This window comes from Pseudomonas furukawaii (genome assembly GCF_002355475.1).
Classification (GTDB): Bacteria; Pseudomonadota; Gammaproteobacteria; order Pseudomonadales; family Pseudomonadaceae; genus Metapseudomonas; species Metapseudomonas furukawaii.
Genome location: NZ_AP014862.1, coordinates 2,604,870 through 2,618,634, shown reverse-complemented (window position 1 = coordinate 2,618,634; position 13,765 = coordinate 2,604,870). Strand labels below are relative to the sequence as shown.

The following is a 13,765-nucleotide window of genomic DNA, read 5'->3' as shown; positions in this document are numbered from 1 at the left end:
TCCGGGTCTGGAAGCCCGGCCCGGGTTTTCGGTATCTTCTCCGCCATCCCCATCGCCCCCTGGAATGCCCCGCATCATGAGTCGTACCGCCGCTCGGGTCGCCCTGTTCTGCCTCGCCAGCCTCGCCGCCGCCCCCGCCCTGTCGAAGGTGGAGGTCCAGGGCGTCCAGCACGCCAAGGCCGGTCGCATCCTGGCGGTGCAGATTTCCGAGGAGATCGCCCCGGGGGACTACGAATCGCTGATGCAGGGCCTGCGGGCCAACCCCGGCAAGTTCGACCGCAAGATGGCCCTGCTGGACAGCATCGGTGGCAGCGTCGCCGAGGCCATCCGCATGGGCCGCCTGCTGCGGGAAACCGGCTTCGAAGTGATGGTGCCCAGTGATGGCCTGTGCCAGGGGAGCTGCGTCTACCTGCTGGCCGCCGGCCTGAAGAAGACCGTCAAAGGCTACGTCGGCCTGCACCGCCCCTACTTCCCGGAAGGCGACTCGGCCCGGGCCGCAGAGGCCAGCGGGCGCTACAGCCCCGCCGCCTACCTGAAGGAAATGAACATCCCCCTCAGCCTGCTGGACGCCATGCACAGCGCCGAACCCACCCGCATGCGCGTACTGACCCGGGACGAACTGGACCGCTACCGGCTGAACTGAGCCCCCTCCTCACTCCGACCTGAGCAAGCGCGTCACCAGGAACCGCGCCAGGGGCGAGACCAGCAGCACCGCCGGAAAGGCCACCAGCCAGGCGAGCCACCAGGCGCCCAGCCAGAGCGCCAGGAACCCCGGCGCCGGGCCCACCGCTCGCCAGGTGGAGATCCCGGACACCAGCAGCGACATCAGTCCCGAGAGGATCAGGCCGAACAGCAGCGGAGCGAAACGGCGGGGAATCATGGTCGCCCCTCCGTCTCAGGCGCCGGCCAGCCGACGCAGGGACTCGGCCACATGGCGGCCGAACAACCGGGCGGTCTTCACGTCCCCCGAGGCGAAGTGATCGGCCGGCGTGCCGTGGGTCGATTGCGCCATCAGGCCCGACCAGGAGCCCAGGCGGTTGGCGGCCTCCTCGTAGGGCACGCCGGCGTGCTGCTCCGGCAGGATCGGATTGCCCACCCAGAGCAGCCCGTGCTGCATGCAGAACACGAACAGCGCAATGAGGGTCGACTGCTTGTCGCCCGCCGCCAGTGAGGACACGGTGAAGCCGGCTGCCAGGCGTCCCTTCAGTTGCTGGTTGCGCCAGATCGGCCCGGTGGCGTCCATGAAGCTCTTGAAGGGACCGGACACACCGCCGAAGTAGGTGGGCGAACCGAGGATGAAACCGTCGAAGGCGAGCAACTGGCCCGGATCGGCGGCGACGGCTTCGGCGCGGAGCAGGTGGACCTGGGTATCGGCCACGGCGCGGGCGCCTTCGCCGATCTGCCAGGCGATGTGCTCGGTATGGCCGTGGGCGCTGTGATAGATGATGGCGAGCCTGTTCATGCAGGTGATCTCCTGAGTCGATGGATTGGACGTGACGATGGCCTCAGCCACCGATGTGCTGGTACAGGGCGGCGGCCAGGAACAGGCCGAAGCCGAATACGCCGTGGTTGACGAGGCTGCGCAGGCAGTTGCGAAGGGGTGTGGCGGTCTTGCGGGCCAGCACGCCGGCGCCCATGGCCGGCTGCATCACCAGCAGCGGTGCGGCGACGGTGCCCAGGCCCACCAGCACGGCGGGCAGCGCCGTCGGGTTTTCCGGCCACTGGCTGCCGGCGAGGATCACCAGCAGTGCGGCGAAGGCGATGCCGATGGCGTAGTGGGTGATCCAGCCCAGGGCGGTTTCACCCGGAACGGGCTGTGCCTTGGCGATGGCGTCGTGGAAGAAGCGCCCCCGGGGGAGGTGCCCGACCCAGCGGCCGATGAAGGCGAAATTGAGCGTCGGCACCCCCAGCCGGCGCAGGAGCACCAGCCAGGCATCCATGATGAGGGTGGCGCCGATGCCGATGCAGGCGATGCGAATGATGTCCTGAGTCATGTGAGCCCCTTGTGCGTTGACCGTTGGAGGTGATGGGCTCACTCTAGAAGTTGAAGTCAACTTCAAGTCAAGAGGTCGAGAATGGACATCGCGGAAGTCGCCCGACGCACGGGCCTGCCCTCCTCCACGCTGCGTTACTACGAGAAGAAAGGCCTGATCACCTCCCTCAGCCAGCAGGGCACGCGGCGCTGGTTCGGGCCCGGCATCCTCGACCAGCTGGCGCTGATCTCACTGGGCCAGGCCGCCGGCCTGTCCCTCGACGAAATCCGCTCGATGTTCGCACCCGATGGCCAGCCGGAGATCGACCGCCCGTTGCTCGAAGCCAAGGCGGACGAGATCGACGCCCTGGTCAAGCGCCTGCAGGCCATGAGCCGGGGGCTGCGTCACGCGGCAGCCTGCCCGGCGCCCAGCCACACGGAATGCCCGACCTTCAAGCGACTGCTGAAGGCGGCGTCTTCGGGAGCGATCGAGCGACGCTGGAGCAAAGGGGCGCCCAAGCGGGCGAAGCTCGCGGGCCGATCGCCGCGAGGTGCGGGAAGCGATGTCGAACCCTGACAGGAACCTCCTCCGCAGCCCTTGCGATGCGGAGGAGGTTCAGCCAGAGGCGCGCTGCGCCGGGCGTCAGAATGGCAATGGCAGCTTGGCTGTCCGACCGCCGTCGACGACCAGTACCTGGCCGGTGATGAAGGCCGCCGCCTCGCTGGCCAGGAAGACGACGACGTTGCCGATGTCCTGCGGCTCGCCGGTACGCCCGACGGGATGCAGTTTGAGCAGACCGGCGCGGGCCTGCGCGGGATCGGGCTGGGCGTCGATGTAGGCGTGGCTCAGGTCCGAATTGATCCACCCGGGGGCGATGGCATTGCAACGGATTCCATCGCGCCCCAGGTCGACGGCCATGGCCCGGGTAAAGCCATGGACACCCGCCTTGGAGGCGCAGTAGGCAGCGTGCCAGGGGTTGGCACCCAGGCCCTCGATGGAGCCGATGTTGACGATGCTGCCGCCATGCCTGCGCAGCAAGGGCAGCAGGGCCTTGGCCAGGAACACCGGGGCACGCAGGTTGACGGCCATCATCCGGTCCCAGTCGTCTTCCTCCATCTCTTCCAGCGAACGTTCGAACATGAAGCCGGCATTGTTGACCAGGACATCGGCGCCGCCGAACCGCTTTTCCACCTCCCGCGCGATGACAGCGGGCGCATCGGGCTCCGCCAGGTCGACTTCGACCCAGGCCACCTGCGGATTGGCGGCCAGGATTTCATCCAGGGGTTGGCGCTGCGCGACCAGCACCCGGGCGCCGGCTTCCAGGAGTTTTTCGGTGATCCCACGGCCGATTCCACGCCCGCCGCCGGTAACGACGGCGATCTTGTCGTTGAGCATCTGCATTCTCCTCAGCCCGAAACCGGTTTGGCGCCGGTGACTTCCACCGTCTCGCCGGCGATGTACCGGGCCTGGTCGGACGCCAGGAAGGCAATCACATCGGCGATGTCCTCCGGCTCGGCGATCCGGCCCAGCGGCACGGTCCTGTTCAGCTCCTCGATGGCCTTGTCGGGATCCAGCCCCCGGCGCTCGAAGCCGCTGCGGATCATGGGCGTGTTGATTTCATGGGGGCAGACGGCATTGACGCGGATACCCAAGGGCGCGCAATCGCGCCCCAGGTTCCTGGACAGTGCCGCCACCGCCCCCTTGCTGGTGCAGTAGGCGACATGGCCGGGGCCCGGATAGGTGCCCCAGACCGAGGAGGTATTGACGATGGCACCACCGCCGCGCCGCTTCATGTGGGGGATGGCGGCACGGCAGAGGAAGAACACCGCGTTCAGGTTGACGTCCATGGCGGTGAACCACATTTCGTCGGTGGTTTCCTCGATGGTTCCGCGGGGAATGATGCCGGCATTGTTGAGCAGGATATCGACGCCGCCGAAGCGTTCGGCGGTCCGGGCGATGACCGCTTCGCAGTACTCTTTCTCCCGCAGATTGCCTGCCAGGCCGTCAGCCTCGGCGCCGAGCCTGCGAGCTTCGTCGACCATCGCCTGGCAACCCTCGGCATTGATATCCGAGATCATCAGACGCGCACCTTCCGCTGCAAACAGCCTCACCAGTGCCTGACCGACGCCGCCGGCGCCTCCGGTAATCACTACAGTCTTGTTTTCGAACCTCATCGTTCATGTCCTCGGGTTGGGTGATCCGAGGTCGATCATCGACGGACCGCCAAAGGCTGACAAACGAGTTCTACGTAGCCTTCACTTAGCTTTTGGTTAAGTGAACATTGAACAACCTTGCACAGTGGCAGCCAGCTTGCTGGCGTGATCCTGTCATTTCCGATTGATCTTTGGTTAACTGCTGAAAGTGTCCGACTCATCACCCCTGGCCTATGAACAGCCTCAGGCAACTCCTTCCGCCACTGAACGCGCTGCGCACCTTCGAAGCGGCTGCCCGCCATGGCAGTTTCAAGATGGCGGCGGAGGAACTCTGTGTGACCCAGGCGGCGGTCAGTCGCCAGATCCAGACGCTGGAAGATTTCTACGGCTTGAAACTCTTCCTGCGCGGCAATCGCAAGGTCCAGCTGACCAGCGACGGGCACACCCTGTACCTGGCGGCCTCGTCGGCCTTGCAGAGCATCGCCACGGCATCCCGAGGGCTGCTGCGGCGCAATAGCCTGGACTATCTGGCGCTGATCAGCACGACCTCCTTCGCCCAGCTCTGGCTGATGCCAAGGCTGAAGCAACTGAGAGTCCAGCATCCCGAACTCCAGTTGCACATGATCAGTTCCGAGGAGAACCCCGACTATCAGGAGCGTTTCAGCGCTGCGGTGACCCTGGGGCTCGAAGAGCATCCGCACTATGTGGCCGAGTACCTCTTCTCCGAAGAGATATTCCCGGTCTGTACGCCCCGGTTTCTTGCGCAGAACCCCCGCATCACGACCCTGGAAGGAATGCTGGGCGTCACGCTGCTGAACCTCAGCGCCAGCCACTGGAAAGCCAGGCTCTGGGCACCTGTCGATTGGGCGTTCTGGCTGAAGGAGTTCGGCCTGGACTCCACCATGTGCACGGAACTAGTGGATTTCAGCCACTTTTCGATGCTGCTCAATGCCGCCCAGGAAGACGTGGGTGTCTGCCTGGCCTGGCGCCATCTGGTAGAGCCACAGCTGAACGCGGGCACGCTGGTAAGGCCGCTCGAGGAGACCCTCTTTGCCGACGATCGCAAGCACTACTTCGTTTGCCGCCGCGACCTGGCCGGTTCGAGTGAAATGCGGGTGCTTCGCGACTGGCTGATGAGCGAGACGCAGGCGCTGAGGGATCGACCAAGTCAGAAAGCGGATCAGTGACGCGGCAGCACGGGTGATCCCCCCCGAAGAATTGCCGGGCGCCCTCCTCGATCTTATCCGCCCGTTCCGGTACGGAGGCCGCCCGTCGTCCGGCGGGACTTCGCTGGCAGCTCCGTGCTCGTTCCGACCCGGAACTGGGAACGGGAGCGGAACTCGCCAGGCGCCACATCGAACTTCTCGCGAAAGCAGCGACTGAAATGAGGAAGCGTCGCAAAGCCGCTCGCGACCGATATTTCCGTCATGGACTTGTTGGTGTGCTGCAGCAGTTGACGGGCGTGGGTGAGCCTCAGCTCCATGTAGTAGCGTGGCGGGGTCGCCTTCACGTAGCGGCGGAACAGGCGCTCCAGGTGCCGTCTGGAGATGCGTGCATAGCGCGCGATCTCGACTATTTCGATGGGGTCCTCGATGTTGCTGTGCATGAGTTCCAGGGCGAGCTTGAGGGGGCGTGGCAAGGTTGGATCGAAGTCGATCGACACCACGGAAATATCAACGGTTTCCCGCATCTTGTCGCACCCCAGGACCTCCTCCACGGCATCCACCAGATCCTGGCCGGCACTGTGTCCCACCACTTCCAGCATCATGCCCAGCGAGCTGTTCGCGCCCGCACAGCTCAGGCGCTTGCGGTCGAGCACATGGGAGTGGGTGGTCACCCGCACCTTGGGAAAGAGCTCCGCCATCATCGCCCGACCGTCCGGATGGAACGCGCATTCATGGCCATCCAGCAACCCGGCCTCGGCCAGGAAGTAGGCTCCGTTCCACAAGCCGCCCAGCACAGCACCTGAGGTGTCGGCCTGACGCAGTTTCGCGCGCAGCTGCGGATCACCCTGCAGGCGGACGCGGTAGCCGCCGCACACCACCAGGATATCCAGGTGCCGCTCTTCCATTTCGGCCAAGGAGCAATCGGCGGAGATGGCGATGCCCAGATCGCTCACGACCAGATTGCTCTCGCCGCCGACGACCAGCACCTCGAACACCGGACTCGAGCTCATGAGGTTGGCCGTTACCAGGGCATCCACCGCCCCGGTGAAGGCCATCATCGAGAAATGCTCGCGCAGGATGAAGGCCACTCGCCGGACGGGCAGCCTCACCCCCACGCCGCTGGCCTTGTCCAGATGCGCCAGGTTCTTGCACTTCAACACACTCTCGAATGACGTTCTCATCGCTCACCTCACCGCTGAACAACTGTCACCAGGGCGAACCCGCCTGCTCGAACAGCAAGGCGAACAGCGTCTCGCAGCTGGCGCTGCCCGGCAGCGCCGCGATGGCCTGTTCGATGCCCAGCCGTTGCTCCGGGGCCAGGCTGATCCCGGCCAGCAGGCTGAACTTGGCGAGGAACTCCGCGCGGGTCATGGCCGTTTCGGGATCGCCCTTGGCGGCGGTGATCGGACTGGTGAGCGCCTGGCCATCCTTGAGCTGGACCACGACCCTGGACAGGATCTCATTGGGGAATCGCTCGGAAAGCTCCTCGCTCTCGACGATGTCGATGCGCTGGCTGACCGCGAGGATGTCGGGGGCATGGATTGCCTCCCCCGTCACCTCCAAGGGGCCGACCTGTCCGCGCACCACCAGGGCCGCCAGCGGAAAGGCCAGCGCGTACTGGGCCTCGTCGGCATTGGATGGGGTATGCCCTTGCAGGCGCATGGATTCGTGGAAGGTCTGCACCTGGATGCGCTCGATGTTCTCGCCACGGATCTGCGGATACTCGGCCATGAGGCGGGTCATGGCGGTCAGCGCCGGCTGGGCCCAGCGACAGACCGGCCAGGGTTTGAAGTACTGGGCGTCGATCTCCCAGCGCTGGCCGATGTCCCGCCAGTGAGCGGCCACCGCCTCGTCTTCCACCGTTTCGGCCGGCGCCCCGGTGACACCGGCCTGGGCCAGCAACAGGGCGTTGAGGCCGGCGTAGGCGCCGGCGCCATGGGCATCGCGCAGCATGGAGGGATGGTCGACCAGGCGCATCATCGGGCAGCGTGGGCCGAAGTACTCGGCGATCCCCAGGGCATGGCGGAAGCGCTGCTCGTCCAGGCCCAACAAGCGTGCGCCGCCACAGACGACGCCGACGCCCGAGAAGGCGCCGGAAGCATGGTATTCGGGGGCGGTCGCCATCAGCGCCGCGCCGGCACGCAGGGCGGTCTCATAGCCGATGCAGAGGGCGCTGAGGAGTTCCTCGCCACTGATGCTCCTGCCCTGCTCGCGGCATGCGTCGACGATCGCGAGCAAGGCCGGCACCACGGTGGCGCCGGCATGGCCCTTGGAGGTGAAGTGGCCCTCATGGGCATCGAGGCTGTCGACGCTGAAACCACCCGCCCAGGCCGCGCCCAGCGGATGCACCGGACGACCGTCGAAGAGCAGGCGGCTGGCCAGCTTTCCAGCCGGATAATGGCTCAGCGCGTACTGCTTGAGCGCCTGGCTGGTGGTGTTGTCACGGGCACCGGCCGCCACCCCGAGGATATCCAGCAAGCAGGTCTGCAACAGCTCGCGGGTATGGGACGGGGCATCGCGGAAGCGGAAATCGCGGACGAACGCATAAAGCGACATGTGGACACTCCACAGACGAGATCGAGTCGGAGGGGAAGAGGTGCCCGCAGAACGGGCACCTAAGAGCGTTACTGCTTGGCCTGGCTGGCCGCGGCGGCGCGGGATTCCTGGAGCCAGGCATCGAACTGCTGGCGATGGGCGGCGATCCACTCCTTGGCGTGACGCTCGATGTCGGCGGGCTTCTTCTCGCCCTGCTGCATCTTCAGGTTCTGCGCGCTCTCGTCACCGGTGCTGATCTGCACCAGCGAGAGGAACTTCACGGCCGCCGGGTTCTCGTCGGCGAAGTCCTTGTTCAGGACCGCCACGACCTTGTCCACGGCGAACCCGAGGTTCTTGCCCTTGTACAGGGTGTCGACATCGTTGTTGCCGTCCGGCAGGTCGGTCTTCGGCACTTCCAGCCATACCACGTCCGTGTTCTCCACCAGCACGCTGGCAATCCACTGGGGCACCCAGGTGAAGTAGAGGATCGGCTTGCCTTCCTTGTAGCGGGTGATGGTGTCGGCCATGAGGGCGAAATACGAGCCCTGGTTGACGTGCACGCTGTCGTCCAGGTCATAGGCCTTCATGTGGTGGGAAATGACCAGCTCGCAGCCCCAACCCGGGTTGCAGCCGGTCAGGTCGGCCTTGCCGTCGCCATCGGTGTCGAACAGCTTGGCGATCTCGGGCTTCTTCAGGTCGGTGATGTACTTGATGCCGTATTGGTCGGCGGTCTTCTTGTCGATCAGGTAACCCTGGCTGACGCCCGGCAGGATGTTGCCGGTCTTGACCATCACCTCATCGCCGCCCGCCTGCTGGTAGAACTTGTCATGCAGCTTTTCCCAGAGGTGCACGGTGAAATCGGCGTCGCCACTGGCCAGGGCCACCATCATCACGCCGTACTCGGTCTCCTTCGGCTCCTGGACGTCGTAGCCCAGTTCGCGCAGGCCTTCCATCGCCACTTCGCCACGGAAGCGCTCCTCGGCGATGGAGGGGAAGATCGGCGTGACCTCGACGCCCTCGCCGGGCTTGTCGGTCGAAGCGCCGGCACCGAGGGCGGCGACGGCCAGGGACAGCGCGGTGGCGCATTGCAGGAGGCTGCGGGAGAACTTGGATCGATGCATCGTCTCGTACCTTTCTTGTGGGTTCTTGTCGGGTTCGGCAGATCGAATCGCGAGGCTCAGGCGGTCTTGCGCCGCCCGGCGGGTTGTCCGGCACCGCACAGGCGCAGCAGAGCGCCGACGGGGCCGGTGTGGTACCAGCGCAGGCTCGGGTCGGCGCTGGTGCGCGCACCCATGGCCTGGGTCAGGCGGTCGAGGAAGATGGCCAGCAGCACCAGCCCTACCCCGCCGACGGTGGCCAGGCCCATGTCCAGGCGGCCAATGCCGCGCAGGACCATCTGCCCGAGGCCGCCGACGGAGATCATCGAGGCGATCACCACCATCGACAGCGAGAGCATCAGGGTCTGGTTCATGCCGGCCATGATGGTGGAGGTGGCCAGCGGCAACTGCACGCGGGTCAGCATCTGCCGCGGCGTGCAGCCGAAAGCGCGGGCCGCCTCGATCTTGTCTTCGGGCACCTGGCGAATCCCCAGGTTGGTCAGGCGCACCAGCGGCGGCAGGGCGAACACGATGGTCACCAGCACACCGGGCACGTTGCCGATGCCGAACAGCATCACCACGGGCACCAGGTAGACGAACGCCGGCAGGGTCTGCATGGCGTCGAGCACCGGACGCACCACCCGCTCCAGGTGGTCGCTGCGGGCGCAGAGAATGCCCAGCGGGATGCCGATCAGCGCGCAGAAGAACACCGAGGTCAGTACCAGCGCCAGGGTGGTCATGGACTCCGACCAGACGCCGATCAGGCCGAGCAGGGTCAGGGTGACGAAGCACAGCAGCGCCATGCGCCTGCCGGCCAGCTGCCAGCCCAGCAAGGAGGACAGGATGATGCCGATGGTCGGCGGGATGCTCTGCAGGCTGTATTCGATGCCATTGAGCACCTGGTCGATGGGCCAGCGGATGGCACGGAAGACATCGCGGAAGTTGTGCACCAACCATCTCAGGGTGGTTTCAACCCAGTCACCCAGCGGGATGACGGCGCTCTGGAACGGATCGAGAAAACTGAATTCAGACATGACGGCTACCTGCTCTCCGAAGTGGCGGCTGTTGCGTGGTCGAGGGATTCGCTCAATGGCGGCTCAAGGTGTGCAACAGCTGGTTCTTGGAAATGGTGCCCTTGAGAACACCACTGTGGTCCAGGACGGGCACGGGGTAAGGCAGTGCCGCGACGATATCCAGCACGTCATGCAGGGGCGTGTCGGTGTAGACGGGGTGCTGCCTGTGCAGGCTGAGCGCCTCGTCCGGCAACCCGGACAGCGCGCCGCCGGTTTCGTCGGCGCCCACCACGGCCAGCAGTTGGTCGCGCTCGTCGATCAGGTATCCGAACGGAACGCCCGCCTTGAAGCGCGGGGCCTTGCCGTTGACCCGGCAGACCATCGCCGGATCGAGCTGCGCGACATCGCCGGCCTTCAGTACCCGGGAGCTGTCGAAGCCCTTGAAGAAGGTCTCAACGTACTCGTTGGCGGGTTGGTTCAGGAGCTCCTGGGGCGTGCCGATCTGCACCACCCGGCCGCCCTCCATGATCGCGATGCGATGGCCGATCCGAATGGCCTCCTCGATGTCGTGGGAGATGAAGATGATGGTGCGCTGCTGCTCGGCCTGCAGGCGCATCAGCTCGCCCTGCATCTCGCTGCGAATCAGTGGGTCCAGCGCGGAGAAGGCTTCGTCCATCAGCAGGATGGTGGGGTCGTTGGCCAGCGCGCGGGCCAGCCCCACGCGCTGCTGCATGCCACCGGACAGCTGGTGCGGGTAGCTGTGCTCCTGGCCGGCCAGGCCGACCTGGCTCAGCGCCTCGGCGGCGCGGGCATGGCGCTCGCGCTCGCTCACACCGGATATCTCCAGGCCGAAAGCGGTGTTTTCCAGCACGCTCATGTGCGGCATCAGCGCGAACGACTGGAAGACCATGCCCATCTCCTTGCGACGGACGTCCAGCAGGTCCTTGTCCGACAGGCCGGTAATCTCGCGGCCATTCAGGTGGATACTGCCGGAGGTGGGCTCGATCAGGCGGTTGAACAAACGCACCATGGTCGACTTCCCGGAACCGGACAGCCCCATGATCACGAAGATTTCGCCACGCCTGACTGAAAAGCTGGCGTCGAACACACCGACGACATGCGCGGTCTTGCGGAATATTTCATCCTTGTCGGCGCCGTTGCGTAACATCTCCATGGCAACTTCCGGACGCGGCCCGAATACCTTGAAGATGTTCTTTACCGAAAGAATATCGTCGGCCTGATTCATACAACCCTCGTTCTTATGCTTATCAACCAGTCAGTCGGCTTCACGCTTTTCATGCATCAGTTGGCATCTGATCAGCGTCCAGCAATACCGGAGTTCCACTCGTTCTTTGACGTGGGCAAACCGGCGCGCAGAAATTCCTGCTCCATTAAAAGCGACAGCGTTTGATGACTGTCGCGTTGCAGCTTCAAATTAGGGTCTGGGCCTTACAGCGTCCAACGACATTTGTTCGCCCGTAACCATAACCCCATGTTATCGATCGCCTGCCGAAGAACCTTCCAGGGCGGCGAACTCCCGCTCGGAGGGTGCCGGACGTGCCAGCAGAACGGCCGCGAGCATCACCATCGCGCCGCCGGCCAGCATGGAGAAGGTGACCCGCTCGCCCATGAGCAATACCGCGATGGTCACGGCCACCACCGGCTCCAGGGTCGACAGGGTGGCGGCCGCCGACGGGCCGATGCGCGGCGAGCCGGCCAGGAATGCCGCCACCGGTACCAGCGTGGCGAACAGCGCCAGGCCCAGGGTCGACCACCAGGCAAAGGCGGTCGCGGGCAATGCGGCGCCCTGCAGGGCGGCCGCCACGGCGAAACTCAGCGCACAGCCCAGCAGCAGCATGGCCGCGGAAGCCACTGGGCTCTCATGGCTGATCCGATGGGTGCCGTAGATGATCGAGGCGCCGTAGCAGACGGCGGCCAGCAGCGCCCATAGTGCACCGATCGACGCGCCGGACAGGCTGAGCCCGGTGGCCATCGACACCCCACCCAGGGCCAGTGCCAGGCTGGCCAGCTTGAGCGCACTGGCGCGCTCCCCCAGGCAGGTGATGGAAACGACCGTGACGAACGCCGGGAAGCTGTACACCAGGATGATCGCCAGGCTGACCGAGGTGCTGCGGGCGGCACTGTAATAGCCCAGCGCGGCGAGCCCGTAACCGAGCCCGAGCAACAGGTTCTGTCGCGCCAGCCGGCCCCTGGGCAGGGCGATGCCACGGCAGCGCAGGAACACAAGGAGGACGCCCGTGGCGATGGCGAAACGCGCCAACAGAAGCCCTATCGGGTCGGCGCCGCCTTCGTAGGCGTATTGAGCGAACAACGGCTGCAGGCCGTAACAGAACGCCGCCAGCAGCACCAGGGCGAAGCCCCTGGCGTAACCCATTCGACGAGAATGCGAGTTCATGTGATGCAGCACCGGGTTCCTGGCCACTGGGGCCTTGCACAAAAAAGCCCCGCATCACCCGATGGGTGAGACGGGGCCACGCTGAAGGCGAGCGGGACTCAGTCGGCCAGCCGATCGGTCATGGTCGCGCAGTACCAGTCCACGAACTGGCAGACGCCGTTTTCCGCGATCGAGGAGTAAGGCCCGGGCTCGTAGGCGGGTGAACTCACCCCGGCCTGCGAGTTCTCGACCAGGCGCCGGTCCTGGTCGTTGGTGGCGATCCAGACCTTGGTCAGGCGCTCGATGTCGTAGTCGATGCCTTCCTTTGCATCCTTGGGCACCAGCCATTTGGTGGTCACCAGGGTTTCGTTGGGGCCCTGGGGCAACACGCGGAAACTCAGGGCATGGTCCCCCAGGAAATGGTTCCAGGTGGAGGGATAGTTGAAGTACAGCAGCGCGCCGATATCGGCCTCGCCGCTGCGGTCCAGGCGCCCGGCCACGGCGGGCTTGCCATCCATGGTGTAGCTCACGGCACCGGCCGACAGCGGAATGCGGGTCATGCGGAACTGCCCGGCCTCGTCCATCACCAGTCGACTGGGCAGGCCGGCGGCCTCGCAACGATTCCAGTGCGCGACCAGTTCCGGATCTTCTTCGCCACCGACGCCCGCGACCGAGAGGTTCTCGACGAAGGAGTTGAGGAGTTCCGGGTGGGTACCGTCGCAGTGGTAGCACTCGCGGTTGTTCTCGAAGACGAGTTTCCAGTTGCCCCGCTCCACCAGGTTGGACTCGAACGCCACCTTGCAGTCATCCAGGTTGTGCGGCGTGATGAAGGGCGAAACGGCGTCGCGGAAACGGGTGAAGTCCGGCGCCTGGTCGGCGACGCACACGTAGATGTAGCTGTTCACCACCTGGCAATGGGCCGGTTTCAGGCCATAGTCGGCCGCGTTGAATTCGGGCCCCATGTTGCCGGCGAAGAGCAGCTTGCCGTCCAGGTCGAAGGTCCACTTGTGATAGGGGCAGACCAGCTTGGCGACCTTGCCGCTGCTTTCGGTGCAGACCTTGGAGCCACGGTGCCGGCAGGCATTGTGGAAAGCCCGCACCTGGCCGTCGCCGCCGCGCACCACGGCGATGGGGTAGTCGCCGATCTGCAGGGTCAGATACTGGCCGGGCTTTTCCAATTCGAAAGTATGGCCGGCGAAGATCCACTCCTTGTGCCAGATCTGTTCGAGATCCTGGCGATAGACATCGGGGTCGCTGTAGAGCGCACGAGGCAGGGCATGACGCTCTTTGCGTTGGCGGATCAGGGCTAATACAGCGGTGTTTTTATCCATTGTTATGGGCACTCCAGAACAGGCGCATGAAGTTGTCGGTGCGTGCGTGATTCGGCGAAGAACGGAGTCATGGACTCATCAGCCCCTACTCTCCAGGGTGAG

15 protein-coding genes are annotated in these 13,765 nt (G+C 65.2%); 3 read left to right on the top strand and 12 right to left on the bottom strand.

The genetic code is table 11. The annotated features are described in order from the left end of the window. The first annotated feature begins 76 nt into the window (after positions 1-76). Positions 77-643 (top strand): COG3904 family protein, encoded by a 567-nt coding sequence (locus tag KF707C_RS12260; protein WP_003454083.1) that lies wholly within the window; start codon positions 77-79, stop codon positions 641-643. A 9-nt stretch (positions 644-652) separates the two neighbouring features. Here the strand turns inward: KF707C_RS12260 and KF707C_RS12255 are convergent, their stop codons facing one another. From KF707C_RS12255 to KF707C_RS12245, 3 genes are read right to left on the bottom strand one after another with little or no spacing between them, the layout of a single operon-like run. Further along, positions 653-880 carry a DUF2798 domain-containing protein gene (locus KF707C_RS12255; protein WP_003454085.1) on the bottom strand — a complete coding sequence of 76 codons (228 nt, stop codon included), beginning with the start codon at positions 878-880 and terminating at the stop codon, positions 653-655. A gap of 15 nt (positions 881-895) precedes the next feature. Continuing rightward, entirely contained in the window at positions 896-1,462 is a 567-nt protein-coding gene (locus KF707C_RS12250) for a flavodoxin family protein (RefSeq protein WP_003454087.1), read from the bottom strand. Positions 1,463-1,505: 43 nt separating this feature from the next. Continuing rightward, entirely contained in the window at positions 1,506-1,994 is a 489-nt protein-coding gene (locus KF707C_RS12245) for a DUF2938 domain-containing protein (RefSeq protein ID WP_003454089.1), read from the bottom strand. 81 nt (positions 1,995-2,075) lie between these two features. Here KF707C_RS12245 and KF707C_RS12240 point away from each other — a divergent pair, with 81 nt between their 5' ends. After that, complete coding sequence (locus tag KF707C_RS12240) at positions 2,076-2,549, top strand: helix-turn-helix domain-containing protein (RefSeq protein WP_003454091.1); 474 nt, start codon at positions 2,076-2,078, stop codon at positions 2,547-2,549. Between the two features lie 66 nt (positions 2,550-2,615). On the opposite strand, the gene KF707C_RS12235 is transcribed toward KF707C_RS12240, so the two are convergent. Together KF707C_RS12235 and KF707C_RS12230 are read right to left on the bottom strand one after the other, a co-directional pair. Further along, on the bottom strand, positions 2,616-3,368 hold the full coding sequence (locus KF707C_RS12235) for an SDR family NAD(P)-dependent oxidoreductase (RefSeq protein ID WP_003454093.1): 753 nt from the start codon (positions 3,366-3,368) through the stop codon (positions 2,616-2,618). An 11-nt stretch (positions 3,369-3,379) separates the two neighbouring features. After that, positions 3,380-4,147 (bottom strand): SDR family NAD(P)-dependent oxidoreductase, encoded by a 768-nt coding sequence (locus KF707C_RS12230; RefSeq protein WP_003454096.1) that lies wholly within the window; start codon positions 4,145-4,147, stop codon positions 3,380-3,382. A 212-nt stretch (positions 4,148-4,359) separates the two neighbouring features. On the opposite strand from KF707C_RS12230, the gene KF707C_RS12225 reads away from it, so the two are divergent. Beyond that, on the top strand, positions 4,360-5,313 hold the full coding sequence (locus KF707C_RS12225; protein ID WP_003454098.1) for a LysR substrate-binding domain-containing protein: 954 nt from the start codon (positions 4,360-4,362) through the stop codon (positions 5,311-5,313). A gap of 53 nt (positions 5,314-5,366) precedes the next feature. Here the strand turns inward: KF707C_RS12225 and KF707C_RS12220 are convergent, their stop codons facing one another. From KF707C_RS12220 to KF707C_RS12190, 7 genes are all read right to left on the bottom strand, one after another. Continuing rightward, positions 5,367-6,473: a GlxA family transcriptional regulator gene (locus KF707C_RS12220; protein ID WP_003454101.1), complete on the bottom strand. Its 1,107-nt coding sequence runs from the start codon at positions 6,471-6,473 to the stop codon at positions 5,367-5,369. A 25-nt stretch (positions 6,474-6,498) separates the two neighbouring features. After that, positions 6,499-7,848 (bottom strand): MmgE/PrpD family protein, encoded by a 1,350-nt coding sequence (locus KF707C_RS12215; protein WP_003454103.1) that lies wholly within the window; start codon positions 7,846-7,848, stop codon positions 6,499-6,501. Positions 7,849-7,916: 68 nt separating this feature from the next. Next, positions 7,917-8,948 carry a glycine betaine/L-proline ABC transporter substrate-binding protein ProX gene (gene proX / locus KF707C_RS12210; RefSeq protein ID WP_003454104.1) on the bottom strand — a complete coding sequence of 344 codons (1,032 nt, stop codon included), beginning with the start codon at positions 8,946-8,948 and terminating at the stop codon, positions 7,917-7,919. 56 nt (positions 8,949-9,004) lie between these two features. Continuing rightward, the gene (gene proW, locus KF707C_RS12205) at positions 9,005-9,958 is read right to left on the bottom strand and encodes a glycine betaine/L-proline ABC transporter permease ProW (RefSeq protein WP_003454105.1); all 954 of its coding nucleotides are present in this window, start codon (positions 9,956-9,958) and stop codon (positions 9,005-9,007) included. Positions 9,959-10,010: 52 nt separating this feature from the next. Beyond that, on the bottom strand, positions 10,011-11,183 hold the full coding sequence (locus tag KF707C_RS12200) for a quaternary amine ABC transporter ATP-binding protein (RefSeq protein WP_003454106.1): 1,173 nt from the start codon (positions 11,181-11,183) through the stop codon (positions 10,011-10,013). A 249-nt stretch (positions 11,184-11,432) separates the two neighbouring features. After that, positions 11,433-12,353 carry a DMT family transporter gene (locus KF707C_RS12195; protein WP_100244203.1) on the bottom strand — a complete coding sequence of 307 codons (921 nt, stop codon included), beginning with the start codon at positions 12,351-12,353 and terminating at the stop codon, positions 11,433-11,435. Between the two features lie 98 nt (positions 12,354-12,451). Then, positions 12,452-13,663: an aromatic ring-hydroxylating oxygenase subunit alpha gene (locus tag KF707C_RS12190; RefSeq protein ID WP_003454108.1), complete on the bottom strand. Its 1,212-nt coding sequence runs from the start codon at positions 13,661-13,663 to the stop codon at positions 12,452-12,454. Positions 13,664-13,765 lie beyond the last annotated feature (102 nt).